We start from the raw sequence: 22,982 nt of genomic DNA, 5'->3' as shown, positions 1-22,982 counted from the left end.
GCTGCTTCGCGCCGGACCGCGCCTAGAGTACGTAGCGCCAGATCGCCACGAAGTGGAGGAGGCTGCCGGCGATCACGAACAGGTGCCAGATGCCATGCCAGTGGCGGAAGCGGTGGTCATAGGCATAGAAGACGATCCCTACGGTATAGAGCACGCCGCCGGCCGCCAGCCAGGTGAAGCCGGCGCTGCCGAGGGCGGCGAGCAGCGGTTTCACCGCGATCAGCACGATCCAGCCCATCACCGCGTAGATCACCACCGACAGCACCCGCGCCTCGGAGCGTGGCTTGATCTCCTGGAGCATGCCGAGCACGGCCAGGCCCCAGACGATGCCGAACAGCGTCCAGCCCCAGGGACCGCGCAGCGTGACCAGGCAGAAAGGCGTGTAGCTGCCGGCGATCAGCAGGTAGATGGACAGGTGGTCGAGCTTGCGCATCACCACCTTCGCTCGCCCGCGCACGCTGTGGTAGGCGGTCGAGATGCTGTAGAGCAGCGTCAGGGTGACGCCGTAGACGCCGACCCCGACGATCTTCCACGGACTGCCGTTGAGGCTCGCCTGGACCGTCAGCCAGACGGCGCCGGTGCAGGCGGCGACCGCACCGATCAGGTGGGTCCAGGCATTGAGTCTTTCACCGTGATACATGACGCATGATCCTCCCGCGATGGACAACGCCATGGTAGGGCATGTCGGGGTGGCGTGGGTCCTGACCTTTTATTGGCGTTTTCCGTGACGGTTGCATGAAGGTTCTCCTCATCCTTCCCTGCTCGTTGGAACGGATAAAGGCTTGACGGTTTTAATTACGATCATAATATTAAGTGTGTAATATAAATAGCCGCTGTCAGCGGTCAGGCTTTTTTCCAGCGAGAACCCACATGAACGAACAGATTGGCAATGGCGTCGCCCTGATCACCGGCGCCTCTTCCGGAATCGGCGCGACCTACGCCGAGCACTTGGCCCGCCGTGGCCACGACCTGTTGCTGGTGGCGCGCGACCGGCAACGCCTGGAAGCCCTGGCGGATCGACTTCGCCAAGCCCACGGGGTCAGGGTGGAGATCCTGCGCGCCGACCTGTCCGAGCGCGACGATAGGTTGCGGGTCGAGCGACGGTTGCGCGATGACGCCTCGATCGCGTTGCTGGTGAACAACGCCGGCGTGGCGATGAACGGTCCGCTGGCCGATGCCGACATGGACCGGGCGGAGCGGATGATCGCCCTCAACGTAGTGGCCCTGACCCGCCTGGCTGCCGGTGCGGCGGAGGGGTTCCGCCGGCGTGGCGGCGGCGCCATCGTCAATCTCGGTTCGGTGGTGGCGCTGGCGCCGGAGTTGTTCAATGCCGTCTATAGCGCGACCAAGGCCTACGTGCTGAGCCTGAGCCAGTCGCTGCAGCACGAGCTGGCCGGCAGCGGCGTTTACGTCCAGGCGGTGCTGCCCGGCGTCACCCGTACCGAGATCTGGGAGCGCAGCGGCACCGGAATCGCCGGGATTCCCGCGGAGATGGTGATGGAGGTCGAGGACCTGGTGGAGGCGGCGCTGGTCGGTTTCGATCGGCGTGAAGCGGTGACCATCCCGTCGTTGCCGGATGCGGCCGATTGGCAGGCGCTGATGACGGCGCGGGCCAGGCTCGCGCCCAATCTGTCGCGGCAGCGGCCGGCCGAGCGCTACCTCGGCTGAGGCCCTAGCGCTCCATCTGCTCCAGCAGCTTCTTGCGCGTCGCTTCCAGTATCCGTTGCGACAGCGCCTCATCCTGCACGCTGCGCGACAGTTGCAGCGCGCCGACCAGCGAAGCGAGCAGCAGCACGGCGCGCTCGCCTGCGTCCTCGCCCTCCAGGGCCGCTTCGATCATCGCCAGGCGCTTGCGCACGATGCTGTCGGTGGTCGGGCTCGGCGTGCCGCGCTGGCCGAGTTCCGCCGACAGGGTCGGCAACGGGCAGCCGGCGCCGGGGTTATCGCGGTGACGCGGCGACAGGTACTGCTCTATCAGCAGCGCCAGCGGTCGTTCCGCCTCCGCCAGGGGCGCGGTGACTTCGTCGAGTTGCGCCGCGGCATGCCGCAACGCGGTTTCCACCAGGTCGTCCTTGGACTTGAAGTGCGCGTAGAAGCCGCCATGGGTCAGGCCCAGGGCCTTCATCAGCGGTTGCAGCCCGGTGGCGCCGACGCCGTCCTGGCGGAACAGCCGGGCAGCCTCCTCGACGATACGCCGGCGGGTCTTCTGCTTGTGGTCTTCGGGATAACGCATGGTTTCGATACCTTGGAATGCAGGTCGTCATCTTAACGCCTGGCGGCCTTCCCTGGCGAAGCCGCGTTCATCCGGCCATGTGCAGGACCAGGCAGGTGGTCGAGCCGACGGCGTAGAGACGGTCGTCGACATCGTACAACCGGCCCTCGGCGACCGCCGTCGAGCGGCCGAGGTGCACCACCCGGCCTTCGGCGCGCACCGGGCCGACCTTGTCGGTCAGCGCGCGCAGGTAGCTGATCCGCAGGTCGGTGGTGGTATAGCCCTGGCCGGCCTGGAGCCGGGTATGGATCGCGCAGCCCATGCAGGAATCCAGCAGCGACGCGGCGTAGCCGCCGTGCACGCTACCCAGCGGATTGTAGTGGCGGCGGTCCGGGATGCCCTGGAACAGGAAGCGCCCTTCGGACCACTCGATGGGAACGAAGTCGACCAGTTCGCCGTAGGGCGGGCAGGGCAGCTCGCCGCTGCCGATGCGGTCGAAGAACTCCTGCGGGGAGAGCGCGGCGACTTGCGCCAGCTCCAGGGTTCCGCTGGCGCCGAGGCGGGCGCGGGCGGCCCGCTCGGTGGCGATCCAGGCGTTCAGGCGGTCTTCGCGGCCGGGCTGTTCCATGGTGGTGCTCCTGTCGTGGTGGGAAAGGGTTGCAGGAAAATTACGGTCATCATATAAGCTTTGTATGAAGAGTGAAATACAATCGCTTTCGGTCCCTCTACGCGGCGTTTCCTCTATTTGCGCCGGCGTCGCCTACGCTGAGGGGGGCCGTGGCGGGACAACCGAGGAGCAGGATGATGGAAAGCTATGACGTGATCGTGATCGGCGCCGGTCCGGGGGGCTACAACGCTGCCATTCGCGCCGGCCAGCTAGGCCTGAAGGTGGCCTGCGTGGAGGGTCGCGAAACCCTCGGCGGGACTTGCCTGAACGTCGGCTGCATGCCGTCCAAGGCCCTGCTGCACGCCTCGGAGCTATACGCCGCGGCGAGCGGCGGCGAGTTCGCCCGGCTCGGCATCCGGGTCAGCCCGGAACTGGACCTGGCGCAGATGATGAAGCAGAAGGACGAGAGCGTCGCCGCCCTGACCCGTGGCGTCGAATTCCTCTTCCGCAAGCACAAGGTGCAGTGGATCAAGGGCTGGGCGCGCTTGCAAGGCGAGGGCCGGGTCAGTGTGGACCTCGCCGACGGCGGCCACGCGCAACTGGAGGCGCGCGATATCGTCATCGCCACCGGTTCGGAACCGGCGCCGCTGCCCGGCGTGCCGGTGGACAACCAGCGCATCCTCGACTCCACCGGCGCCCTGGAGTTGGCCGAAGTGCCTCGCCACCTGGTGGTGATCGGCGCCGGCGTGATCGGCCTGGAGCTTGGTTCGGTCTGGCGCCGGCTGGGCGCACAGGTCACGGTGCTGGAGTACCTCGAGCGGATCTGCCCGGGGCTGGATGGGGAAACCGCAAGGACCCTCCAGCGCGCCCTGACCCGCCAGGGCATGCGGTTTCGCCTCGGCACCCGCGTGGTCGCCGCGCGCAGTGGCGAGCAGGGCGTCGAACTCGACCTGCAACCGGCCGCCGGCGGCGCTACGGAATCGCTGCAGGCGGACTACGTGCTGGTGGCCATCGGCCGGCGCCCCTATACCGAAGGACTGGGGCTGGAGACGGTCGGCCTGGCCAGCGATCGTCGTGGCATGCTGGAGAACCAGGGACAGCGCAGTGCGGCGCCGGGCGTCTGGGTGATCGGCGACGTGACCTCGGGACCGATGCTGGCGCACAAGGCCGAGGAAGAGGCGATCGTCTGCATCGAGCGGATCGCCGGGCATGCGGCGGAGATGAACGCCGAGGTGATTCCGTCGGTCATCTACACCCAGCCGGAAGTGGCCAGCGTCGGCCTCGGCGAGGAGCAGCTGCAGGCGGCGAGGCGCGAGTACAAGGTCGGACGCTTCCCGTTCAGCGCCAACAGCCGGGCGAAGATCAACCACGAGAGCGAAGGCTTCATCAAGATCCTCTCCGATGCCCGCAGCGACCAGGTGCTCGGCGTGCACATGATCGGGCCGGGCGTCAGCGAGATGATCGGCGAAGCCTGCGTGGCCATGGAGTTCAGCGCTTCGGCGGAGGACTTCGCGCTGACCTGCCATCCGCATCCGACCCGCTCCGAGGCGCTGCGCCAGGCGGCGATGGACGTGCATGGCCGGGCCATGCAGAACTGAGGGCTCAGCCGCGCATGCCGAAGCCGCGCGCCATCAGCGTAGCCAGCAACGGAATGACCAGCAGCAGGAGCAGTTGCAGGCGCACCGCCATGACCACCCGCCGGCCCCGGGCCGGCGTCACCGCCGGCACTTCGCCGGCCTTGAGGGCGCCGCGCCAGCCAAGGAAGGTAACGGTCGGCAACAGCGAGACCAGGGCAGCGAGGACGAATAGCCCGACCTTGGCGTGGAACAGGCCATTGTGCAGGTAATAGTCGAGGCCCTTGCCGTACCACAGCACCCGCGCCAGCCCGCTGGCCAGTACCGCCAGGGCGCAGAGGCCGTAGCCGCGGTCGATCGCCGCCAGGCTGCGGGCGCGCTCCAGGTCCAGCGGCAGGCGCAGCAGGCGGTGCTGCAACACCAGCAGGGCGAACAGCAGGAAGATCGACAGGTAGTGCAGGTAGGCGACGATTGCCTGGGCCATGGCGGCGCTCCTCGGGGTGGGATGGGCACAGTCAAGCAGACCCCGGGCCAATGTGCCTGACGGCGCTTCCGGTATTCCCCGAGAATGCGTCTAGAATCGAGCTGGCCATTTTCCGGAGCCCGCCATGACCCCGCTGACGCCCGAGCAGACCCATGCCTACCTGCACCATATCGGCATCGACGATCCCGGTCCGCCGAGCCTGGCGAGTCTCGACCGACTGATCGACGCGCATCTGCGCCGGGTCGCCTTCGAGAACCTCGACGTGCTGCTCGACCGTCCCATCGAGATCGACGCCGACAAGGTTTTCGCCAAGGTCGTCGAGGGCAGCCGCGGCGGTTATTGCTTCGAACTCAACTCGCTGTTCGCCCGCCTGCTGCTGGCCCTCGGCTACGAACTGGAACTGCTGGTGGCACGGGTACGCTGGGGGCTCCCGGAGGACGCGCCGCTGACCCAGCAATCGCATCTGATGCTGCGTCTGTACCTGGCGGAGGGCGAGTTCCTGGTGGATGTCGGCTTCGGCTCGGCCAATCCGCCGCGAGCACTGCCTTTGCCGGGCGACGAGGCGGACGCCGGACAGGTGCATTGCGTGCGCCTGGTCGACCCGCACGCCGGTCTCTACGAAAGCGCCGTGCGCGGTCGCAGCGGCTGGCTGCCGCTGTACCGCTTCGACCTGCGCCCGCAGTTGTGGATCGATTACATCCCGCGCAACTGGTACACCTCGACCCACCCGCACAGCGTGTTCCGCCAGGGCCTGAAGGCCGCCATAACCGAGGGCGACCTGCGCCTGACCCTGGCCGACGGGCTGTTCGGCCAGCGCGCCGGCAACGGCGAGACGCTGCAGCGCCAACTGCGCGACGTCGAGGAACTGCTGGACATCCTGCAGACCCGTTTTCGCCTGCGCCTCGACCCGGCCTCCGAAGTGCCGGCGCTGGCGCGACGGCTGGCGGGACTGATCTCCGCCTGAGCGCTTTTGGCCGGTGTCTTTTCGCCGGACTCCTGCGGGAATTTTCCGATGTTCCATAGAAGCCTGAACGAAACGGCTTTTTCGGTTGACCTCGTCTGGCAAGAGGTCTATAAAACCCCCGCCCGCAGAGCCGGGCACTTTCTTTCCCCCTACGAAGAGAGCCATGGACAGTATTCCCAGTAGTCGTCGCCCGGCCCAGCAGATGCCGGCTGGTGCGATGACCCAAACCAACGCACGACGGAACCCGCAACGGGTCGGTCGGTTGAGCGGCATCCTGGGCTGACCCACTGCTTCTCACCCGTGTCCGGCACGCCGGGTACAGGTGAGTCATGAACTTCGAGAATTCGGTATCCCCCGGCGTATCCGCCTTCGTGGCGAAGATGCGCGTGCGCGCCGCGCAGTCCCCCGGCGCGATCCTTCCCGGCCACGGCCATCCTGCGAGCCTCGCCTGGCGTGTCGACCCGGCCGGCGGTCGCCTGGAGTATCGCCGCCTGGAGACGCAGGTCGAAGAGAACCCTGAGAGCGGTCGCCGCCCGATGCGCGGCTGACGCTTTCTCCTGCCTAACCCTTCGCACAAGGAGCCTGCCATGGACGAACCACCAAGTCGGCCTGCTGCGTGCCGCCTGAGCGGCCGCGCGCAGTGGGCCTCACCCGGACAAGCCGAACATTCTTCCCACCGATCGCGAACATCGCGACCCGGCACGCCTTTGCCTGTCACCTGACCGGCAACCGACTCGTGTCGCCGTCGCGCAGCTCGCGACAGGAGACCGAGTCATGAGCGTAGCGACCCAACGCAATACCCAGCTCGACACCGAGCGCCGCAACGACCGACTGTCCATGCGCGCCGCCCGCGAAGCGCAGAACAGCCTGGAAACCACCCTCACCAATGTCCGCGGTCGCCAGGACGGCCTCGACCAGGCCGAGGCCGCCGCCCGGCTGCACGCCGACGGCCCCAACGAAGTGGCCCACGACCGTCCGCCACACGTCCTGGTGCAACTGCTGCAGGCGTTCAACAACCCCTTCATCTACGTGCTGATGACGCTCTCTGCGATCAGCTTCTTCACCGACTTCTGGCTGCCGCTGCAGGACGGTGAGGAAACCGATCTCACTGGCGTCATCATCGTCCTCTGCATGGTCCTGGTCAGCGGCCTGATGCGCTTCTGGCAGGAATACCGCTCGGGCAAGGCCGCCGAGGCGCTCAAGGCCATGGTGCGGAACACCGCCACCGTGCTGCGCCGCGACGAGCGCGGGATGCGCGGCGAGCTGCGGGAAATCCCCATGGGCGAACTGGTGGTCGGCGACATCGTGCGCCTGTCCGCCGGCGACATGATCCCCGCCGACATCCGCCTGATCGAATCGCGCGACCTGTTCATCAGCCAGGCCGTACTCACCGGCGAGGCGCTACCGGTGGAGAAATACGACACCCTCGGCGCGGTCCGCGAGAAGTCCGCCAAGCGGATCGCCGCCGACCAGCAGGACCTGCTCGAACTGCCGAACATCTGCTTCATGGGCACCAACGTGGTCAGCGGCACGGCCACCGCGGTGGTGGTCGCCACCGGTGCGCGCACCTATTTCGGTTCGCTGGCCCGTTCCATCGTCGGTTCGCGGGCGCAGACCGCCTTCGACCGTGGGGTGAACAGCGTCAGTTGGCTGCTGATCCGCTTCATGCTGGTGATGGTGCCGATCGTGTTGCTGATCAACGGCTTCACCAAGGGCGACTGGACCGAGGCGTTCATGTTCGCTCTCGCCGTGGCGGTCGGCCTGACCCCGGAAATGCTGCCGATGATCGTCAGCGCCAACCTGGCCAAGGGCGCGGTGGCGATGTCGCGGCGCAAGGTGGTGGTCAAGCGCCTCAACGCGATCCAGAACTTCGGCGCCATGGACGTGCTCTGCACCGACAAGACCGGCACCCTGACCCAGGACCGGATCATCCTCGAGCATCACGTCGACGTTGCCGGCCGGCGCTGCGACCGGGTCCTGCAAATGGCCTGGCTGAACAGCTTCCACCAGTCCGGGATGAAGAACCTGATGGACCGCGCGGTGGTCGCCTTCGTCGAACAGAACCCGCGCATCACGCCGTCGGATGCCTGGCGCAAGGTCGACGAACTGCCCTTCGATTTCGTCCGTCGGCGTCTCTCGGTGATCCTCGAGGGCAAGGACGGCGAACACCTGCTGGTGTGCAAGGGCGCGGTCGAGGAAATGCTCGAGATCGCCACCCGCGTGCACCAGGACGGCGTCGACCTGCCGCTCGACGAGGAACGCCGCCGGGCCCTGCTGGCGCTGGCCGAGCAATACAACCGCGACGGCTTCCGCGTGCTCCTGCTCGGCACCCGCAGCCTCTCGCGCACGGAGTCCCAGGCCCAGTACGGCGCCAGCGACGAGCGCGATCTGGTGATCGCCGGCCTGCTGACCTTCCTCGATCCGCCGAAGGAAACCGCCGGCCCGGCCATCGCCGCGTTGCGCGAGAACGGCGTGGCGGTGAAGGTGCTCACCGGTGACAACCCGGTGGTCAGCGCGAAGATCTGCCGCGAGGTCGGCCTGGACGTCGGCGAGCCGCTGCTCGGTCGCGACATCGACCTGATGGACGATGCCACCCTGCAACGCCTGGCCGAGGAGCGCACGGTGTTCGCCAAGCTGACGCCGCTGCAGAAGTCGCGGGTGCTCAAGGCCCTGCAGGGCAACGGACACACCGTCGGCTTCCTCGGCGACGGCATCAACGACGCCCCCGCGCTGCGAGATGCCGATGTCGGCATCTCGGTGGACAGCGGCACCGACATCGCCAAGGAATCGGCCGACATCATCCTCCTGGAAAAAAGCCTGATGGTCCTGGAGGAGGGCGTTATCAAGGGCCGCGAGACCTTCGGCAACATCATGAAGTACCTGAACATGACTGCCAGCTCCAACTTCGGCAACGTGTTCTCGGTACTGGTGGCCAGCGCCTTCATCCCCTTCCTGCCGATGCTGGCGATCCACCTGCTGCTGCAGAACCTGATGTACGACATCTCCCAGCTGTCGCTGCCGTGGGACAAGATGGACAAGGAGTTCCTCGCCAAGCCGCGCAAGTGGGACTCGAAGAACATCGGCCGCTTCATGGTCTGGATCGGCCCGACCTCGTCGATCTTCGACATCACCACCTACGCGCTGATGTGGTTCGTGTTCGCCGCCAACAGCCCGGAAATGCAGTCGCTGTTCCAGTCCGGCTGGTTCATCGAGGGCCTGCTCTCGCAGACCCTGGTGGTGCACATGCTGCGTACCCAGAAGATTCCCTTCATCCAGAGCACCGCGGCGCTGCCGGTGATGCTGATGACCGGGCTGGTGATGGCGCTGGGCATCTACGTGCCGTTCTCGCCGCTGGGAGCGATGGTCGGCCTGCAGCCGCTGCCGTGGGAGTACTTCCCCTGGCTGGTGGGCACGCTGCTCTGCTACTGCGTCACCGCGCAGACCATGAAGACCCTCTACATCCGCCGCTTCGGCCAGTGGTTCTGAGCGATCGGCCGGGCTTCGTCCCGGCCTTTCCCGGCGCGTCGGCAAGCCTCGCCGCGCCGCCCAACGCACACCGGACCCACGCATGGAGAGACGCATCATGACCCTGCACGACCGGCGCCCGCGGGCGCCCCTTTTCCAACCGCTGCCGGCCGCGCTGCGACGCGCCCTGTCCTGGCGCCTGGGCTTCGTCGCCGCCGCGCTCGCCTGCGTCCTGCTGCTGGCGCTGCTGTCCGAGGCTCGCGCCGCGGGCGGCGCCTACCGGGTCGACGACGGCGAGATCGATCCCGTCGGCGAATGCAACCTGGACGCCTGGCACCAGCGCGAACGCCACCACGGCAACCGCTACCAGTCGGTGCTGTCGCCCGCCTGCACCTTCTCCGCCCTACCATCGGTGCAGCTCGGCGCGGCGCTGGTGCGTGAGGGCGACGCAGGCGATCGGCACAGCCGCCTCAGCCCCGAGCTGAAGACACCGCTGCTGGCCCGCGACGACCTCGGCCTGGCGTTGGCCCTGGCGCTCTCGGCGGATCTCTACCTGGACCGCCGGCACGCCTTCGAAGGCGCCGGCTTCAACCTGCCGCTGAGCTACCAGCCGTTCGAGGCCCTGCGCCTGAACGCCGGGGTCGGCCTGGGGCATGCCTACGCCGAGGGCGAGCGCCGGCATCGCTGGAACTGGGGCATGGGCATGGAATACCGCGTCGGCCAGCCGTTGACCCTGATCGCCGAACGCTTCGGCGAGTCGGCCGGCGACAGCGGCTGGCAGGCCGGACCGCGGCTGCACCTGGGCGAACGGCTGGACCTCGACCTGCTGGTCGGCGGCCACCTGCGCGGCGAGCGCGAGCGATGGCTGGTCTCGGGAGCGACCTTGCGTTTCTGAGCCCAAGGGCGTGCCGCGCTGCGGCACGCTCCTCCACCGAGGAAACAGCCATGAACGTCGTACGCAAATGCCTGGGCGCGTCTCGCCGCGCGTTCTGTGGCCTGGCAGCACGGCTGCTGGCGAAGGCCGCGCACCTGCTGATGGTGATCAGCGTGCGCGCATACGCCAGCGGCCGCCTGAGCCAGGTCGAAGTGAAATACCTGCTGGACTGCTCGAGCGCGCTCAACCGTGCCTCGCTCAGGCTGGCCATGGGTCAATGAGCCCGTTCCCTTCACGATCCATTCCGAACCGGGAGTTCCGCCATGCTGGGAACCATCCTCCTGATCAACCTGGCCGGTGCCGTGGCCCTTCTGTTGTGGGGCACGCACATGGTCTCCAGCGGCGTGCTGCGCGGTTTCGGCACTGCGCTGCGCAACTGGCTCGGCCGCCACCTGGGCAACCGCTGGCTGGCCCTGCTCGCCGGGTTCGGCATCACCGGCCTGCTGCAGAGCAGCACCGCCACCAGTCTGATGGCAGCGTCCTTCACCGCCAGTGGCACCCTGGGCCTGGCGCCGGCGCTGGCAGTGATGCTCGGCGCCAACGTCGGCACCACTCTGGTGGTGCAACTGCTCAGCTTCGACACCTCGTTGCTGGCCCCGCTGGCCCTGCTGTCCGGCCTGCTGCTGTTCCGCCTGGGCGACGGTCCGCGCCTGGAGAGCCTTGGCCAGTGCCTGATCGGACTCGGTCTGATGCTTCTGGCGCTGGCGTTGCTCGGCCATTCCCTGCAGCAGATCGAGGCCTCGCCAGCCTTTGTCGCGGTGATCCACGGCCTCGAAGGCGATCCGCTGATCGCCCTGCTGCTCGCCGCGCTGCTGACCTGGGCCTGTCATTCCAGTGTCGCGGTGGTACTGCTGGTGGCGTCCCTGGCCCAGGCCGGACTGGTCTCGTTGCCCATCGCCCTGGCCCTGGTGCTCGGTGCCAACCTCGGCGGCGCCTTGCCGGCGCTAGGGGTGGCCGGTAGCCGGGTGGCGCGGCGCTTGCCGTTGGGCAACCTGCTGGTGCGCCTGCTCGGTTGCCTGCTGGTGCTGCCCTGGCTGACGGCGCTGGCGCAACCGGCCAACGCACTCGGCGGTGCGGCGGCGGTCTGGTTCCACAGTGCTTTCAACCTGGCCCTGGCACTGCTGACGATCGGCTTCACCGGACCGCTTGCGGCGCTGCTCGCGCGCCTGTTGCCGGAAGAGGCACAGTCCGACGAGCCGGGCATGCCGCGCTACCTCGACGAAGCCGGGCTGGAGGTGGCCAACATCGGCCTGGCCAACGCTACTCGCGAAGTCCTGCGGCTGGCCGACATGGCCAGTCTGATGCTGCGCGCCACCAGCGGCCTGTTGCAGCGACCGGAGGCGAAGGTGGCGGCGGAAATCCGTCGCCAGGACCAGGCCCTCGACCAGTTGAGTGCGGCGATCCGCGCCTACCTGGCAGACCTCGGCCAGGACGGCCTCGGCGACAGCGACGCCGATCGTGCCCAGGAAATTCTCCTGTTCGCCATCAACATCGAGCACATCGGCGATCTCGTCGCCAACAGCCTGCTGCCCCTGGCGATGCGTTGGGCCGGGCGCAGTCGCGCCGGCAGCGAGTTCGAGCTGGGCCGCATGCTGCCGTTGCAGGCGGCGATCGAGGAGAGCCTGCACCTGGCGATCAGCGCGTTCCTTCGCGAAGACCTGGACGCCGCGCTCCGCCTGGTGGCGCGCAAGAAGTTGTTGCAGCGACTGGAGGCCGATGCCAGTCGCGAGCGCTTCCGTCGCCTGCGCGACGATCGCGGTGCCTGGGTGGAGTCCGGTGACGTGTTCCAGCGCATTCTCCGCGACTACCGACGCATCCACCATCATGTCACCGCCCTGGCCTATCCGCTGCTCGAACGCAGCGGCATCGATCCGATGGCGAAGCGGCCGGACGAGCCAGGGCAAGGGGAGGGATCGGCATGCGCCTCCTGATCTGCGCCGGACGCCATTTCAAGGACGCCGAACGCCTGCGCCTGGCGCTCGACCAGTGCCACGGCCTGCAACCGGTGGCGCTGCTCGGCCACCTGCTGCATGCCGGCAGCGGCCTGCCGGACGAGGCCGAGCGCTGGTGCCGCGAGCGTGGCGCGGATTCGCGCGCCTACGATTATCCGGAGCGCAGTGGCAGCGACAACGCCCTGCGCGAGTATGGCGAGGCCGTCCTCGGCGATGCCGCGCCGGACCTGGTGCTGGTGTTTCCCGGCGGGCGCCTGGCCAGCGAACTGATACAGGTCGCGCACGCTGCCTACGTCCCGCTGATGCTCGCCTATCGTCCGCTGTCGGCGCCCTGAGCGGCGAACCAGCCATCGCGGCGGGTCAGGCGCCAGCCGTAGGCGGCCAGGACCAGCCCGCGCAGCAGCATGAAGGCGAGGAACGCCAGCCATAGCCCGTGGTTGCCCAGCCCCTGCAACAGCCAGCCGAGGGGCAGGCTGGCGGCCACCGCGACGAGCATCGCGTTACGCATCTCGCGGGCGCGGGTGGCGCCGATGAACAGGCCGTCGAGCAGATAGCTCCACATCCCCAGCAGCGGCAGGCAGGCCAGGTACGGCAGATAGGCGTAGGCGACTTCGCGGACGCCGGCGATGTCGCTCTGCAGGTCGATGAACAGGTGGCCGAACAGAGCGAACAGCGCGGCGAACGCCAGGCTTGCCAGCAGCGACCAACCACCGGCCACCACCAGCGCGCGGCGCAGGGCGGTTCGGTCGCGGGCGCCGATGGCGTGGCCGCAGAGCGCCTCCACCGCGTGGGCGAGACCGTCGAGGGCGTAGGACGTCAGGAGCAGGCCGTTGAGCAGCAGGGCGTTGGCGGCTACCGTGGCGTCGCCGAGGCGGGTGCCCTGTACGGTGAGCAGGAAGAACACCAGTTGCAGGGCCAGGCTGCGGATGAAGATATCCCGGTTGACCATCAGCAGCGGTAGCCAGGACAGCCAGTGGCGCAGGCGTTGCCACTGCGCCCGCCCGGGGCGCCGGGCCAGGTCGCGGCGGGTCAGGGCCAGGCCGAGCAGGGCGCCGCTCCATTCCGCCAGCACCGAGGCGCGGGCCGCGCCTTGCACGCCCCAGTCGAGGCCGTGGACGAACCAGAGCACCAGGGCGATGTTGCTCAGGTTGGTGGTCAACAGGATCGCCAATGGCGCCCGTGCGTTCTGCGTGCCGAGGAACCAGCCGACCAGTGCGTAGCTGGCCAGGGCCGCCGGCAGGCCGAGCAGGCGGGTATGGAAGAAGGCGCGGGCCTCGCCGGTCAGTTCCGCCGACGGTTGCATCAGTTGCAGGGCCCAGCCGCTCAGGGGCAGGGCCAGCGCGCCGAGCAGCAGGGCCAGGAGCAGCGCCATGCCCAGGCCCTGGGCGAGGATCAGGCGCAGCGCGCCGCCATCGTCGCGGCCGGCGGCCTGGGCGGCGAAGCCGGTGGTGCCCATGCGCAGGAAGCCGAGCACGCCGACCATCAGGGTGTACAGGCTGCCGCCCACGGCTACCGCGCTGAGCTGGTAGGCGTGCGGCAGGTGGCCGACCACCGTGCTGTCCACCAGGTGCACCAGGGGAACGGAAACGTTCGACAGAATCATCGGCCCGGCCAGCGCCCAGACCCTGTGGTGGGTCGGGGCGTGGCGCCAGGCATCGCGCAACAGGCTCATGGGGTCCTCCGGATCGGCCGGGCAGTATAGCGACGGCGGCGAGGCCTGCGGAAAACCCGTTTTTCATATCCGGTAACAGACCTCTGCCTGCCGTGTATTCCTTGTCCGACGCGGCTTCCAGGCCTGCCGCGGGGAACCCTGCGAAAACCTGTCAGGAAGCTTGCGCAGCGCTAACCGCGGGGCTTTGCGCACCTTCCTAGAATGCCGGCGTCGGTTGTTTCCAGAGGAAGCCATGCATGCTCCTGGGGCGTTTCGTCTCGGTCGGCGCCGGTGCCACCGCCGTTCATTACCTGGTGCTGACCCTCCTGGTCGAGGGCTTCGCCGTCGGCGCCGCCGTGGCCGCCGCGACGGGAGCAGGCTGCGGGGCTCTGGCTGCCTACCTGGGGCATCGCTGGAAGACTTTCCGCCACCGTGGCCCGGTGTTCCGTTCGCTGCCGCGCTTCTTCGCCGTCAGCCTGCTTTGCGTACTCGGCAACGCCGTCCTGGTGTTGCTGCTCGGCGACCTCGCCGGACTCGACTACCGCCTGGCCCAGCTCGCCGCGACCGGCGCACTGCTGTTGGCGACCTATCACCTTCATCGACTCTGGACCTTCTCATGATGATCGAACCTTCCCTGGCGTCGAAGCTCGAGGCCCCCTGCCTGCTCAGCGTGGTAGTGCCGGTGTTCAACGAGGAGGCGGTGCTGCCGGCCTTCCACCAGCGCCTCGGCGCCGTGCTCGGCGACCTTGGCGACGATTGCGAGGTGCTCTATGTCGACGACGGCAGCACCGACCGCAGCGCGACGATCCTCGCCCAGCTACAGGCCGCCGACCGCCGGGTGGGCGTGGCCCGCTTCACCCGCAACTTCGGCAAGGAACAGGCGATGAGCGCCGGGCTCAAGCTGTCGCGCGGCGCCGCGGTGATCGTCATCGATGCCGACCTGCAGGATCCCCCGGAACTGATCCCGCAGATGCTCGACGCCTGGATCGGCGGCGCCGAAATGGTCAACATGCGCCGCCGTAGCCGGGCCGGTGAAAGCTGGCTGAAGCGCGCCTCGGCGAGCGCCTTCTACCGGCTGATCAACCGCCTCAGCGAGGTGCCGATCCCGCGCGACGTCGGCGACTTCCGCCTGCTCGACCGGCGGGTGGTCGATGCCCTTTGCGAGCTGCCGGAAGGCAATCGCTTCATGAAGGGACTGTTCGCCTGGGTCGGTTTCCGCCAGGTCGATATCGCCTATAGCCGCGCCGCTCGCGTCGCCGGCCACAGCAAGTGGCGCTACTGGCGGCTGTGGAACTTCGCCCTGGAGGGCATCACCGGGTTTTCCACCGCGCCGCTGAAGGTCGCCGGCTACCTCGGTCTGCTCACCCTGCTGGCGGCCCTGGCGACCCTGCTCGCCGGGATCTTCGGCCAACAGGAGATCCACGAGCACTGGCCGGTGATCGCCGCGCTGTTCCTGATCGGTGGCCTGCAACTGCTGGCCATCGGCGTATGCAGCGAATACCTCGGGCGGATGACCATGGAAGCGCGGCGCCGCCCGCTCTACCTGATCGACCGCTACCTGCCGGCGCAGGTCGGCGGGGCCAATCCGTGAGGGCGCTGCGCGGCTGGCCGCTGGCCTGGTTCCTGCTCGCCCTGGCCTTCGCCATCCGCCTGCTGAGCCTGGGCAGCTATCCGCTGATGGACACCACTGAGGCCCGCTATGGCGAGGTGGCGCGGAAGATGGCCGAACTGGGCGACTGGATCACGCCCTGGTACGACGTCGGCGTGCCGTTCTGGGGCAAGCCGCCGCTGGCCTTCTGGCTCAGCGCCGGCGGCCAGCTTCTGCTCGGCGCCAACGAGTTCGCCAGCCGCCTGCCGCACTGGTTGCTGGGCGTGCTGGTGCTGTGGCTGGTATGGGACTGGCAGGCTCGCGAAGATCGTCGGCAGGCGCGGATCGCCTGCGTCCTGCTGGGCAGTTCGGCGCTGTTCTTCGTCGCCTCCGGGGCGGTGATGACCGACATGGCCCTGGCCCTGGCCCTGGTCCTGACCATGCGCGGCTTCTGGCTGGGCCTGCATGGCGCGGAGGGAATCCGGCGCCGCGAGGGCTGGCTGATGTTCCTCGGCCTCGGCCTCGGGCTGCTGGCGAAAGGGCCGCTGACGCTGATCCTCGCCGGACTGCCGATCGGCCTGTGGGCCTTGCTGGAGTGGCGCTGGCGCGCGCTCTGGCGGGGCCTGCCATGGATCCGCGGAAGCCTGCTGATGCTCCTGGTGGCGGCGCCCTGGTACCTGCTGGCGGAGTTGAAGACGCCGGGCTTCCTCGAGTACTTCCTGCTCGGCGAGCATTGGCAGCGCTTCGTCACCGCCGGCTGGGACGGCGACCGCTACGGCAATGCACACGCCTATCCCTACGGCAGCGTCTGGCTGTTCCTGCTGGCCGCCGCGTTTCCCTGGAGCCTCTGGCTGCCGCTGCTGCTCTGGCTGGGCTGGCGCCAGCGCGGGGAAGTGGTCGATGGCGTCGCCTCGCGCAGGCGCTACTGGCTGTTCTGGGGACTGGCGCCGTGCCTGTTCTTCACCTTCGCCGGCAACGTCCTCTGGACCTACGTGCTGCCCGGCCTGCCGGCCCTGGCGTTGCTCGCCGCCGACCTGCTGCGCGCGCCGCTGGCGCGCAGCGCCTGGCTGCGGCGTGGCGGGCTGGCCTGCCTGGCGCTGACCCCATTGCTGTTCGCGCTGTTCCTCGGCTCCCTGCTGCTGGGCTCGCGCGCCGAGCAGAAGTCCACCGCCGCGCTGCTGGCCAGCGACGCCGGCTGGCGCGAGCGGCCGCTGGTGTTCTGGCCGAAGCGGCCGTACTCGGCAGTGTTCTACAGCGGCGGGCGGGCACAACGGGCGGAGGACAGCGAACTGGCCGGCTGGTTGCGTCGCGACGCCCTGCTGGCGATCCGCTCGCGTTCGTTCGGCGCCTTGCCCGACGAGGTGCGCCAGCGCTTGCGCTGCCGGCCGCCGGTGGGACAGTACCAGCTATGCCAGGGCGTGGCGCCGCCTGGCTGAGGCTACTTCGGCCGGTAGGCGCAGTGGCCGGGACGCGGGCCGATGCGCGGGTGGTTGCGGCAGGTGTCCGGGCGGCGGGCATAGATGGTGCACAGGCGGGTCTTGCGGTCGAGGTACAGGCAGTCGCCGTTGGCCATGCGGGTGAGGGTGAAGATCTCGCGCTTGTGGTTGAAGTGCTCGATCACGCCATCCTTTTCCAGTCGCTTGGCGATTCGCTTGGCCGGTTCCTCGCGCTCGAACTCGTCGACCAGTCGCATGCGGATCAGGTCGTCGATGCGCACTTCCACCGGCAGCGTGCAGCAGGTCGCGTTGCACTCGCCGCATAGGCCTTCGCGGTATTTCACCCAGGTATCCAGGCGGTCGGGGTCGGCGGCGGCGAGCGGGATCTTCTTCATCGGCGGGCGGGGGCGGGGGAAACGGGCGCGCAATGATAGTGGCTGCGCGCCCGTTGCGCTCGTCCGGGCGATGAGCGTCAGTGCCGTGGGTCCTCCCGCCATACCGGCCGGTCCTGCTCGTCCAGAGCCCAGTGCGCGGTGCCGGCGCGCAGGCGTACGCCGCCGACCCAGCGTTCGGGGGCGCCGAGGTCGAGGCGGTAGCGCCGCCCGGCCAGGACCTCGCGGCCCGCAGCGGTCAGCGCCAGCGGCTGGCGTTCCCAGGGCAGTTCCGGCGTCGGCGTGCGCAGCAGCGCACCGGGCTCTTCCAGCAGCGCGCGGAGCAGGACGCGGAACATCAGGTCGCCGAGATAGGGCAGCGGCTCGCGCCGTGCGGTCAGCTCGGCGAAGACCTGACCGGCGCTCGGCCGCTCGCCGTCGCGGACGATCTCCAGTGTCAGCCGTTCGCTCAGCGACAGGCCGTCGCGCAGGGCCGGCAGTTCATGCAGTTGCCGACGCAGCGCCGGCCCCAGCAACGGTAGCGCCGGGGTTGGCGCGGCGGCCAGTTGCGCCCAGCGCAGTGGCACCGGATCGCGGTAGGCGTCCCAGGCCGCGCGGGCCAGCGCCAGGGCTTCGGTGTCCAGCGGGCGACGCCGAGTCCATAGCCAGGCGAGCAGCTCAGGCGCCAGTTGGCCGATGCCGACGAAGCGCTCGACGCCTGGCACGCGGTCGATCTCGATCAGTTCCAGATGCTCCGGCGGCGTCTGCATTCCTGCCAGCACCCGGAGCAGGAACAACTGGTCGTAGGCGTCCGCCTCGCACCAGAGCGCCACCCGCGAGTATTCGCCGAGCCGCTCGAGCCCGGCGTATTCCTGGCGCTGGCGGGCCTGGGCGTCGGCCGGGTCGAGGTCGAAGGCGCGGCTCAGGTAGTCGCTGCGCAGGGCGAGGAACTCGGGCAACGGCAGGTTCGGCACCGGTCCCATGGTCAGCGGGTCGGCGAACATCCGGAAGTCGCCGCGAAAGCCGGCGAGCTTCAGGCCGTGGGCGATATCGTTGCCGCAGCGCAGGTGCAGGGTCGCGGCCTCGTCGCCGCCGACCAAGTCGGGGTGGCGGCTGGCGAAGGCGATGGCGTCGACATGCGCCTTGAGTCGCGGCCAACTGGCGAAGCCCAGCTCGCGCGCCACCTGCCACTGGGCGTCGGCCAGGCGCGGCTCCTGCCCCGGAAGCCCTGTACGGCTGGCCGGGTCGCGGCGCCACTGGCGCAACAACTCCTTGGCGCGCTTGCGTTGCTGTTCGAGATTGATCCGGCCGTCGCCGAGAGTGCGGGAAAAGGACATACGATCTCCTCTGCAGCCTTGTCCGCCATCAGGCCTGGAGTCGCATGCGCGATGCGTGGGGTGGATCGCCTGGGCGCTGCCCTTTCCGCGGACGGGAGGCGTGGAGAACGCCGAGGCCGACTATAGGCCGGCCGACGCGTCCGCGGCAAGACGCACTCAGCCCTTGCGGATCATCCAGATGCCGGCGCCGATCAGTGCCAACCCGCCCAGCTTCAGCGCGCTGATCGGTGCCTCGCGGAAGCCGGCCCAACCGAAGTGGTCGAGGCTCATGGCCATGCCCAACTGGCCGGCGAGCACCAGCACCATGAACATCAGCGCGCCGATGCGCGGTGCGGCGAAGGCGGCGATGAAGATGAAGAACATGCCGAGGAAACCGCCGCACCAGTGCCACCAGCTCAGCCCGCGCAATGCCGCCAGGCCGGGAAACTCGCGCTGCGAGAGGGTCAGGGCGAGCAACCCGAGGGTGCCGACGAAGAACGAGATCAGTGCCGCGGCGAGGACGCTGGACACCTGCTTGGCCAACTGGCCGTTGATCCCCGCCTGCAGCGGCAGGCAGGCGCCGGCGAGCAGGGGCAGGACGAACAGCCACCAGGGGGGAGTGGGCATGGAAGACTCCTGGAACGATGACGGCGAGCGCGCCCCGCGCATGGCGAGGGACGGGCCGGAGTGGTACGGGGAGTCGCACAGTATGCACCAGGCGGGGGCGGAGGAGGAAAACGCGAGGCCCCATCGCTCGCCCTCGGATTCCGCCCGGCGGGTAATCGCGAGCGGTTGTTCGCCCTACGGCCGCCATGCCGCCAGCGGCGTTACCCCCCTACAAGCGCGCCGCCAGCATGGCCCCCTCGCGAATCGCCCGCTTGGCATCCAGTTCCCCTGCCACCCGCGCCCCGCCGATCAGGTGGAAGCGCAGGCTTTCCGCCGCCTGGCTGATCTGCAACTCGCGCAGCGGCTCCTGGCCGGCGCAGATCACCACGTTGTCCACCTCCAGCCAGCGTTCCTCGCCGTCGACGCGGATCAACAAGCCGCGTTCGTCGATCTTCAGGTACTCCACCCCGCCGAGCATGCGCACGGCGTTGTGCCTGAGGTGCGCGCGGTGCACCCAGCCGCTGGTCTTGCCGAGCTGCGCGCCGGGGGCGCCGGGCTTGCGCTGGAGCAGCCAGACCTGGCGCGCCGGCTGCGTCGGAGCGGGTTCGCGGAGGCCGCCGGGCTGGCTGTTGTCGAGGTCCACGCCCCATTCCGCGAGCCATTCGCCGAGCGCCCGCGGCTGGCCGTCGCTGGGCGCGGCGACGAGGAAGGCGGCGACGTCGAAGCCGATGCCGCCGGCGCCGACGATGGCGACCCGCGCGCCCACCGGCGCGCCGCGCAGCACGTCCACGTAGCTGAGTACGGTCGGTCCGCCGATGCCGTCGATCCTTGGCCGGCGTGGCTGGATGCCGGTGGCCACCACCACGTCGTCGAACTGACCGTCCAGCTCGCCCTGGCGCACCCGGTGGCCGAGGCGCAGGTCGACGCCGAGGCGTTCCAGGCGCACGCGGAAGTAGCGCAGGGTTTCGCGGAACTCTTCCTTGCCGGGAATCCGCTTGGCCAGGTTGAACTGCCCGCCGATTTCCCCGCTCGCCTCGAACAGGCTGACCCGATGCCCGCGCTCGGCGGCCACGCAGGCGGCGGAGAGCCCGGCGGGGCCGGCGCCGATCACCGCGATGCGCTTCTGCGTGCGCGCCTTGCGGTAGCGCAACTCGGTCTCGAAGGCCGCCCGCGGGTTGACCAGGCAGGTGGCGCGGCGGTTGGCGAAGGCATGATCGAGGCAGGCCTGGTTGCAGGCGATGCAGGTGTTGATCTCCTCGGCCCGGCCGGCACCGGCCTTGGCCACGAACTGCGGGTCGGCCAGCAACGGCCGGGCCATCGATACCAGGTCGGCCTTGCCGGCGGCGAGCAGGGATTCGGCGACCTCCGGGGTGTTGATCCGGTTGCTGGCGATCACCGGCACCTTCAGTTCGTGGCGCAGCCGTGCGCTGACCTCGGCGAAGGCCGCGCGCGGCACCGAGGTGACGATGGTCGGCACGCGCGACTCGTGCCAGCCGATACCGGTGTTGAGCAGGGTGATGCCGGCTTCCTCCAGGGCCAGGGCGATGCGCCGTACTTCGTCCCAGGTATTGCCGCCCTCGACCAGGTCGAGCAGCGACAGGCGATAGCAGAGGATGAAGCGTTGGCCGACGATCCGCCGGATGCCGCGGACGATCTCCAGCGCCAGGCGCATGCGGTTTTCCAGCGGGCCGCCCCACTGGTCGTCGCGGCGGTTGGTGCGCGGGCAGAGGAACTGGTTGAGCAGGTAGCCTTCGCTGCCCATCACTTCCACGCCGTCGTAGGCGGCGGCCTTGGCCAGCCGCGCGCAACGGACGAAGGCGCGGATGGTCTTGCGGATGCCGCGCTCGGAGAGTTCGCGCGGGGTGAACCAACTGATCGGCGACTTCAACGGCGAGGCGGACACCGCCATCGGGTGGTAGCCATAGCGCCCGGCGTGGAGGATCTGCAGCAGGATCTTGCCGCCCTCGGCATGCACCGCCTGGGTCAGGCGACGATGGGCGGGCACCTCCAGGGCGCTGGTGAGGCTGCTGCCGAAGGGCAGCAGCCAACCTTCGCGGCAGGGCGCGAAGCCGCCGGTGACGATCAGCCCGACGCCGCCCCGGGCGCGCTCGCGATAGTAGGCGGCGAGCTTGCCGAAGTCCCACAGGCGATCCTCCAGCCCGGTGTGCATCGAACCCATCACCACGCGGTTGCGCAGACGGGTGAAGCCCAGGTCCAGCGGGGCCAGCAGGTGCGGATAGGGAGCGGCGGCGAGCGGCGGGTAGGGGTTGCGCATGGCGCGGTTCCGGTAGCCAGGGACGCTTCACCATAGGAAGTTGCGCCGCCGCCGAATGCGGCCCGCTTGCCGGAACCGCCAGGCATTTCGGTCAAGCCGGCGGACTGGCTGATCGGATAGGTGCTCGCTGCGCTGCACCGCTGTGGCCCCGGGTGACAGGCGTCGAAAGCTCTCCGACAGCACTTGCGGCGCGGCGGGCGGAATGGGAACGGCGGCGCTGTTACCCGGGGTAATGGCGTGCGCCGGGAGCCCAACTTAAGCACGGCTCGACGCCTTTGGCGGCGCTGTCAGGCTGGGGTTCCGGCCCGCTCAGCACGTGCCTTGCCAACTGCCTGTCCAATCCGAACGGAGTCTCGACGATGAACAAGAACAAGACGTTCCTCGCGGCGGCGCTGGTAGCGCTGGCCGCCAGCCTTCCCGTGCACGCTGCGACCGACTACACCCGCACGCGCTATCCCATCGTGCTGTCCCACGGTCTGTTCGGCTTCAAGAGCGTCGGCCCGGTGGACTACTGGCACGCTATCGTGCCGGCCCTGGAGAAGGACGGCGCGAAGGTCTTCGCTACCTCGCAGTCGCCGGTGAACAGCAACGAGGTGCGCGGCGAACAGCTACTGGCGCAGGTGGAGGAAGTCCTGGCCCTGACCGGCGCGGAGAAAGTCAACCTGATCGGCCACAGCCAGGGCGGCATGACCGTGCGCTACGTCGCCGGGGTGGCGCCGCAACTGGTGGCCTCGGTCACCACCATGGGCACGCCGCACAAGGGCACGCCGGTAGCCGACGCGGTGACCGGCTTCAGCGAGTTCCTCGGGCCGATCGGCACCGAGGTGATCGCCTCGGCGGTGGAGGCGCTGTTCTCGGTGGTCGACATCGTCGACGGCGGCGAGTGGGTCAAGGGCGACGCGCTGGCTGCCCTGAACAGTCTCAACACTCCCGGCACCGCGCGGTTCAACCAGCGCTTCCCGCAGGCGATCCCGGCCAGCGCCTGTGGCCAGGGCGCGGAGACGGTAGCCGGGGTGCGCTACTACTCGATGAGCGGCACCGGCTCCCTGACCAATGCGCTCGACCCGAGCTCCGCCGGCCTGGCGGTGACCGGGCTGCTGTTCGGCGAGGCCAACGACGGTCTGGTCGGCCAATGCTCCAGCCACCTGGGCAGCGTGGTGAAGGACAACTACCGGATGGACCATCTGGACGAAGTCAACCAGTTGCTCGGCCTGGTCAGCCTGTTCGAGAGCGACCCGACCCAGGTCTATCGGCAGCATGCCAATCGCCTCAGGAACGTCGGACTCTGATCCGCTCGCCGGGTCGCCGCAGCCGTAGGCGACCCGGCATTAGCCTTTGGTCTAATGGCACCTGGATATCACCTCCTGTTCGCGCGCCTCGCGGCGTTCGGACCCGTCCCGATTCCGCGCACCTTGCTGGACAAGGTTTGCGCCGCCGTGTAATGACTCCGGTCAAGGCAGAAAAACCCAGCGTTCGTGTAGGGTTCGCTGCCCCGTAGCCATGCCCGGCTGGCGTACCTCGCCAGGCTGGCTATCTTTTAACCAGAG

22 protein-coding genes are annotated in these 22,982 nt (G+C 68.9%); 13 read left to right on the top strand and 9 right to left on the bottom strand.

What is annotated here, in order from left to right:
* Nucleotides 1–22 precede the first annotated feature (22 nt).
* Nucleotides 23–640 carry a PAQR family membrane homeostasis protein TrhA gene (gene trhA, locus LT948_RS07690; protein WP_003095352.1) on the bottom strand — a complete coding sequence of 206 codons (618 nt, stop codon included), beginning with the start codon at nt 638–640 and terminating at the stop codon, nt 23–25.
* Between the two features lie 230 nt (nt 641–870).
* Between trhA and LT948_RS07685 the strand changes: the two genes are divergently transcribed.
* Nucleotides 871–1,668 (top strand): SDR family NAD(P)-dependent oxidoreductase, encoded by a 798-nt coding sequence (locus tag LT948_RS07685; RefSeq protein WP_004365417.1) that lies wholly within the window; start codon nt 871–873, stop codon nt 1,666–1,668.
* A gap of 4 nt (nt 1,669–1,672) precedes the next feature.
* Here LT948_RS07685 and LT948_RS07680 read toward each other — a convergent pair whose 3' ends face one another.
* Both LT948_RS07680 and LT948_RS07675 read right to left on the bottom strand, forming a co-directional pair.
* Nucleotides 1,673–2,233 (bottom strand): TetR/AcrR family transcriptional regulator, encoded by a 561-nt coding sequence (locus LT948_RS07680; RefSeq protein WP_003110503.1) that lies wholly within the window; start codon nt 2,231–2,233, stop codon nt 1,673–1,675.
* A 67-nt stretch (nt 2,234–2,300) separates the two neighbouring features.
* Nucleotides 2,301–2,840 (bottom strand): PaaI family thioesterase, encoded by a 540-nt coding sequence (locus LT948_RS07675; RefSeq protein WP_023092658.1) that lies wholly within the window; start codon nt 2,838–2,840, stop codon nt 2,301–2,303.
* A gap of 173 nt (nt 2,841–3,013) precedes the next feature.
* Between LT948_RS07675 and lpdA the strand changes: the two genes are divergently transcribed.
* The gene (gene lpdA / locus LT948_RS07670; protein WP_031277449.1) at nt 3,014–4,417 is read left to right on the top strand and encodes a dihydrolipoyl dehydrogenase; all 1,404 of its coding nucleotides are present in this window, start codon (nt 3,014–3,016) and stop codon (nt 4,415–4,417) included.
* 4 nt (nt 4,418–4,421) lie between these two features.
* On the opposite strand, the gene LT948_RS07665 is transcribed toward lpdA, so the two are convergent.
* Entirely contained in the window at nt 4,422–4,877 is a 456-nt protein-coding gene (locus LT948_RS07665) for a DUF2214 family protein (RefSeq protein ID WP_014603340.1), read from the bottom strand.
* 124 nt (nt 4,878–5,001) lie between these two features.
* Here LT948_RS07665 and LT948_RS07660 point away from each other — a divergent pair, with 124 nt between their 5' ends.
* The 7 genes from LT948_RS07660 to LT948_RS07630 all read left to right on the top strand — a co-directional run bounded on the left by LT948_RS07660 (nt 5,002) and on the right by LT948_RS07630 (nt 12,527).
* Nucleotides 5,002–5,841 carry an arylamine N-acetyltransferase family protein gene (locus LT948_RS07660; protein WP_003095340.1) on the top strand — a complete coding sequence of 280 codons (840 nt, stop codon included), beginning with the start codon at nt 5,002–5,004 and terminating at the stop codon, nt 5,839–5,841.
* A 329-nt stretch (nt 5,842–6,170) separates the two neighbouring features.
* Nucleotides 6,171–6,389 carry a hypothetical protein gene (locus LT948_RS07655; RefSeq protein WP_003095337.1) on the top strand — a complete coding sequence of 73 codons (219 nt, stop codon included), beginning with the start codon at nt 6,171–6,173 and terminating at the stop codon, nt 6,387–6,389.
* Nucleotides 6,390–6,615: 226 nt separating this feature from the next.
* Nucleotides 6,616–9,327: a magnesium-translocating P-type ATPase gene (mgtA, locus tag LT948_RS07650; protein WP_003095335.1), complete on the top strand. Its 2,712-nt coding sequence runs from the start codon at nt 6,616–6,618 to the stop codon at nt 9,325–9,327.
* A 97-nt stretch (nt 9,328–9,424) separates the two neighbouring features.
* A complete protein-coding gene (locus tag LT948_RS07645; protein ID WP_003135296.1) occupies nt 9,425–10,201 on the top strand; it encodes a hypothetical protein in 777 nt (258 codons plus the stop codon).
* 50 nt (nt 10,202–10,251) lie between these two features.
* Nucleotides 10,252–10,461, top strand: a complete 210-nt coding sequence (locus LT948_RS07640) for a hypothetical protein (protein WP_003111811.1) — start codon at nt 10,252–10,254, stop codon at nt 10,459–10,461.
* A 42-nt stretch (nt 10,462–10,503) separates the two neighbouring features.
* On the top strand, nt 10,504–12,171 hold the full coding sequence (locus LT948_RS07635; protein WP_023092656.1) for a Na/Pi cotransporter family protein: 1,668 nt from the start codon (nt 10,504–10,506) through the stop codon (nt 12,169–12,171).
* Nucleotides 12,159–12,527 (top strand): SLOG family protein, encoded by a 369-nt coding sequence (locus LT948_RS07630; RefSeq protein ID WP_009314301.1) that lies wholly within the window; start codon nt 12,159–12,161, stop codon nt 12,525–12,527. Before LT948_RS07635 ends, LT948_RS07630 begins: the two co-directional genes overlap by 13 nt.
* On the opposite strand, the gene LT948_RS07625 is transcribed toward LT948_RS07630, so the two are convergent.
* The gene (locus tag LT948_RS07625; RefSeq protein ID WP_073657202.1) at nt 12,503–13,864 is read right to left on the bottom strand and encodes an MATE family efflux transporter; all 1,362 of its coding nucleotides are present in this window, start codon (nt 13,862–13,864) and stop codon (nt 12,503–12,505) included. The genes LT948_RS07630 and LT948_RS07625 overlap by 25 nt on opposite strands.
* 236 nt (nt 13,865–14,100) lie before the next feature.
* Between LT948_RS07625 and LT948_RS07620 the strand changes: the two genes are divergently transcribed.
* Genes LT948_RS07620 through LT948_RS07610 form a run of 3 tightly spaced genes read left to right on the top strand, consistent with a single transcriptional unit; the run spans nt 14,101 to nt 16,867 of the window.
* Nucleotides 14,101–14,463 carry a GtrA family protein gene (locus LT948_RS07620; RefSeq protein ID WP_003116095.1) on the top strand — a complete coding sequence of 121 codons (363 nt, stop codon included), beginning with the start codon at nt 14,101–14,103 and terminating at the stop codon, nt 14,461–14,463.
* Nucleotides 14,460–15,434, top strand: a complete 975-nt coding sequence (locus LT948_RS07615; RefSeq protein ID WP_023092655.1) for a glycosyltransferase family 2 protein — start codon at nt 14,460–14,462, stop codon at nt 15,432–15,434. The genes LT948_RS07620 and LT948_RS07615 overlap by 4 nt, the downstream gene beginning before the upstream one ends.
* Nucleotides 15,431–16,867: an ArnT family glycosyltransferase gene (locus tag LT948_RS07610; RefSeq protein WP_004365413.1), complete on the top strand. Its 1,437-nt coding sequence runs from the start codon at nt 15,431–15,433 to the stop codon at nt 16,865–16,867. The genes LT948_RS07615 and LT948_RS07610 overlap by 4 nt, the downstream gene beginning before the upstream one ends.
* Before the next feature lie 2 nt (nt 16,868–16,869).
* Here LT948_RS07610 and LT948_RS07605 read toward each other — a convergent pair whose 3' ends face one another.
* From LT948_RS07605 to LT948_RS07590, 4 genes are all read right to left on the bottom strand, one after another.
* The gene (locus LT948_RS07605; RefSeq protein ID WP_003135287.1) at nt 16,870–17,364 is read right to left on the bottom strand and encodes a YkgJ family cysteine cluster protein; all 495 of its coding nucleotides are present in this window, start codon (nt 17,362–17,364) and stop codon (nt 16,870–16,872) included.
* The gene (locus tag LT948_RS07600; protein WP_019485921.1) at nt 17,340–18,575 is read right to left on the bottom strand and encodes a DUF1835 domain-containing protein; all 1,236 of its coding nucleotides are present in this window, start codon (nt 18,573–18,575) and stop codon (nt 17,340–17,342) included. Before LT948_RS07600 ends, LT948_RS07605 begins: the two co-directional genes overlap by 25 nt.
* Before the next feature lie 156 nt (nt 18,576–18,731).
* Entirely contained in the window at nt 18,732–19,181 is a 450-nt protein-coding gene (locus LT948_RS07595; protein ID WP_003095321.1) for a DMT family transporter, read from the bottom strand.
* A 208-nt stretch (nt 19,182–19,389) separates the two neighbouring features.
* On the bottom strand, nt 19,390–21,435 hold the full coding sequence (locus tag LT948_RS07590) for an NADPH-dependent 2,4-dienoyl-CoA reductase (protein WP_023092654.1): 2,046 nt from the start codon (nt 21,433–21,435) through the stop codon (nt 19,390–19,392).
* A gap of 359 nt (nt 21,436–21,794) precedes the next feature.
* Between LT948_RS07590 and lipC the strand changes: the two genes are divergently transcribed.
* Nucleotides 21,795–22,724, top strand: coding sequence for a lipase LipC (gene lipC, locus LT948_RS07585; protein WP_003095318.1), 930 nt, complete (start codon nt 21,795–21,797; stop codon nt 22,722–22,724).
* Nucleotides 22,725–22,982 lie beyond the last annotated feature (258 nt).

The organism is Pseudomonas sp. CP-1 (assembly GCF_021213715.1).
In the GTDB taxonomy this organism is placed as follows: Bacteria; Pseudomonadota; Gammaproteobacteria; order Pseudomonadales; family Pseudomonadaceae; genus Pseudomonas; species Pseudomonas aeruginosa.
Note: the sequence above shows the minus strand (reverse complement) of the source record. Positions and strands in the feature narration are given on the sequence as shown.

What these genes read in the sequence shown, in the direction of transcription:
- trhA (WP_003095352.1), bottom strand. Translation starts at nt 640, where the DNA reads ATGTATCACGGTGAAAGACTCAATGCCTGGACCCACCTGATCGGTGCG.
- LT948_RS07685 (WP_004365417.1), top strand. Translation starts at nt 871, where the DNA reads ATGAACGAACAGATTGGCAATGGCGTCGCCCTGATCACCGGCGCCTCT.
- LT948_RS07680 (WP_003110503.1), bottom strand. Translation starts at nt 2,233, where the DNA reads ATGCGTTATCCCGAAGACCACAAGCAGAAGACCCGCCGGCGTATCGTC.
- LT948_RS07675 (WP_023092658.1), bottom strand. Translation starts at nt 2,840, where the DNA reads ATGGAACAGCCCGGCCGCGAAGACCGCCTGAACGCCTGGATCGCCACC.
- lpdA (WP_031277449.1), top strand. Translation starts at nt 3,014, where the DNA reads ATGATGGAAAGCTATGACGTGATCGTGATCGGCGCCGGTCCGGGGGGC.
- LT948_RS07665 (WP_014603340.1), bottom strand. Translation starts at nt 4,877, where the DNA reads ATGGCCCAGGCAATCGTCGCCTACCTGCACTACCTGTCGATCTTCCTG.
- LT948_RS07660 (WP_003095340.1), top strand. Translation starts at nt 5,002, where the DNA reads ATGACCCCGCTGACGCCCGAGCAGACCCATGCCTACCTGCACCATATC.
- LT948_RS07655 (WP_003095337.1), top strand. Translation starts at nt 6,171, where the DNA reads ATGAACTTCGAGAATTCGGTATCCCCCGGCGTATCCGCCTTCGTGGCG.
- mgtA (WP_003095335.1), top strand. Translation starts at nt 6,616, where the DNA reads ATGAGCGTAGCGACCCAACGCAATACCCAGCTCGACACCGAGCGCCGC.
- LT948_RS07645 (WP_003135296.1), top strand. Translation starts at nt 9,425, where the DNA reads ATGACCCTGCACGACCGGCGCCCGCGGGCGCCCCTTTTCCAACCGCTG.
- LT948_RS07640 (WP_003111811.1), top strand. Translation starts at nt 10,252, where the DNA reads ATGAACGTCGTACGCAAATGCCTGGGCGCGTCTCGCCGCGCGTTCTGT.
- LT948_RS07635 (WP_023092656.1), top strand. Translation starts at nt 10,504, where the DNA reads ATGCTGGGAACCATCCTCCTGATCAACCTGGCCGGTGCCGTGGCCCTT.
- LT948_RS07630 (WP_009314301.1), top strand. Translation starts at nt 12,159, where the DNA reads ATGCGCCTCCTGATCTGCGCCGGACGCCATTTCAAGGACGCCGAACGC.
- LT948_RS07625 (WP_073657202.1), bottom strand. Translation starts at nt 13,864, where the DNA reads ATGAGCCTGTTGCGCGATGCCTGGCGCCACGCCCCGACCCACCACAGG.
- LT948_RS07620 (WP_003116095.1), top strand. Translation starts at nt 14,101, where the DNA reads ATGCTCCTGGGGCGTTTCGTCTCGGTCGGCGCCGGTGCCACCGCCGTT.
- LT948_RS07615 (WP_023092655.1), top strand. Translation starts at nt 14,460, where the DNA reads ATGATGATCGAACCTTCCCTGGCGTCGAAGCTCGAGGCCCCCTGCCTG.
- LT948_RS07605 (WP_003135287.1), bottom strand. Translation starts at nt 17,364, where the DNA reads ATGGCGGGAGGACCCACGGCACTGACGCTCATCGCCCGGACGAGCGCA.
- LT948_RS07600 (WP_019485921.1), bottom strand. Translation starts at nt 18,575, where the DNA reads ATGTCCTTTTCCCGCACTCTCGGCGACGGCCGGATCAATCTCGAACAG.
- LT948_RS07595 (WP_003095321.1), bottom strand. Translation starts at nt 19,181, where the DNA reads ATGCCCACTCCCCCCTGGTGGCTGTTCGTCCTGCCCCTGCTCGCCGGC.
- LT948_RS07590 (WP_023092654.1), bottom strand. Translation starts at nt 21,435, where the DNA reads ATGCGCAACCCCTACCCGCCGCTCGCCGCCGCTCCCTATCCGCACCTG.
- lipC (WP_003095318.1), top strand. Translation starts at nt 21,795, where the DNA reads ATGAACAAGAACAAGACGTTCCTCGCGGCGGCGCTGGTAGCGCTGGCC.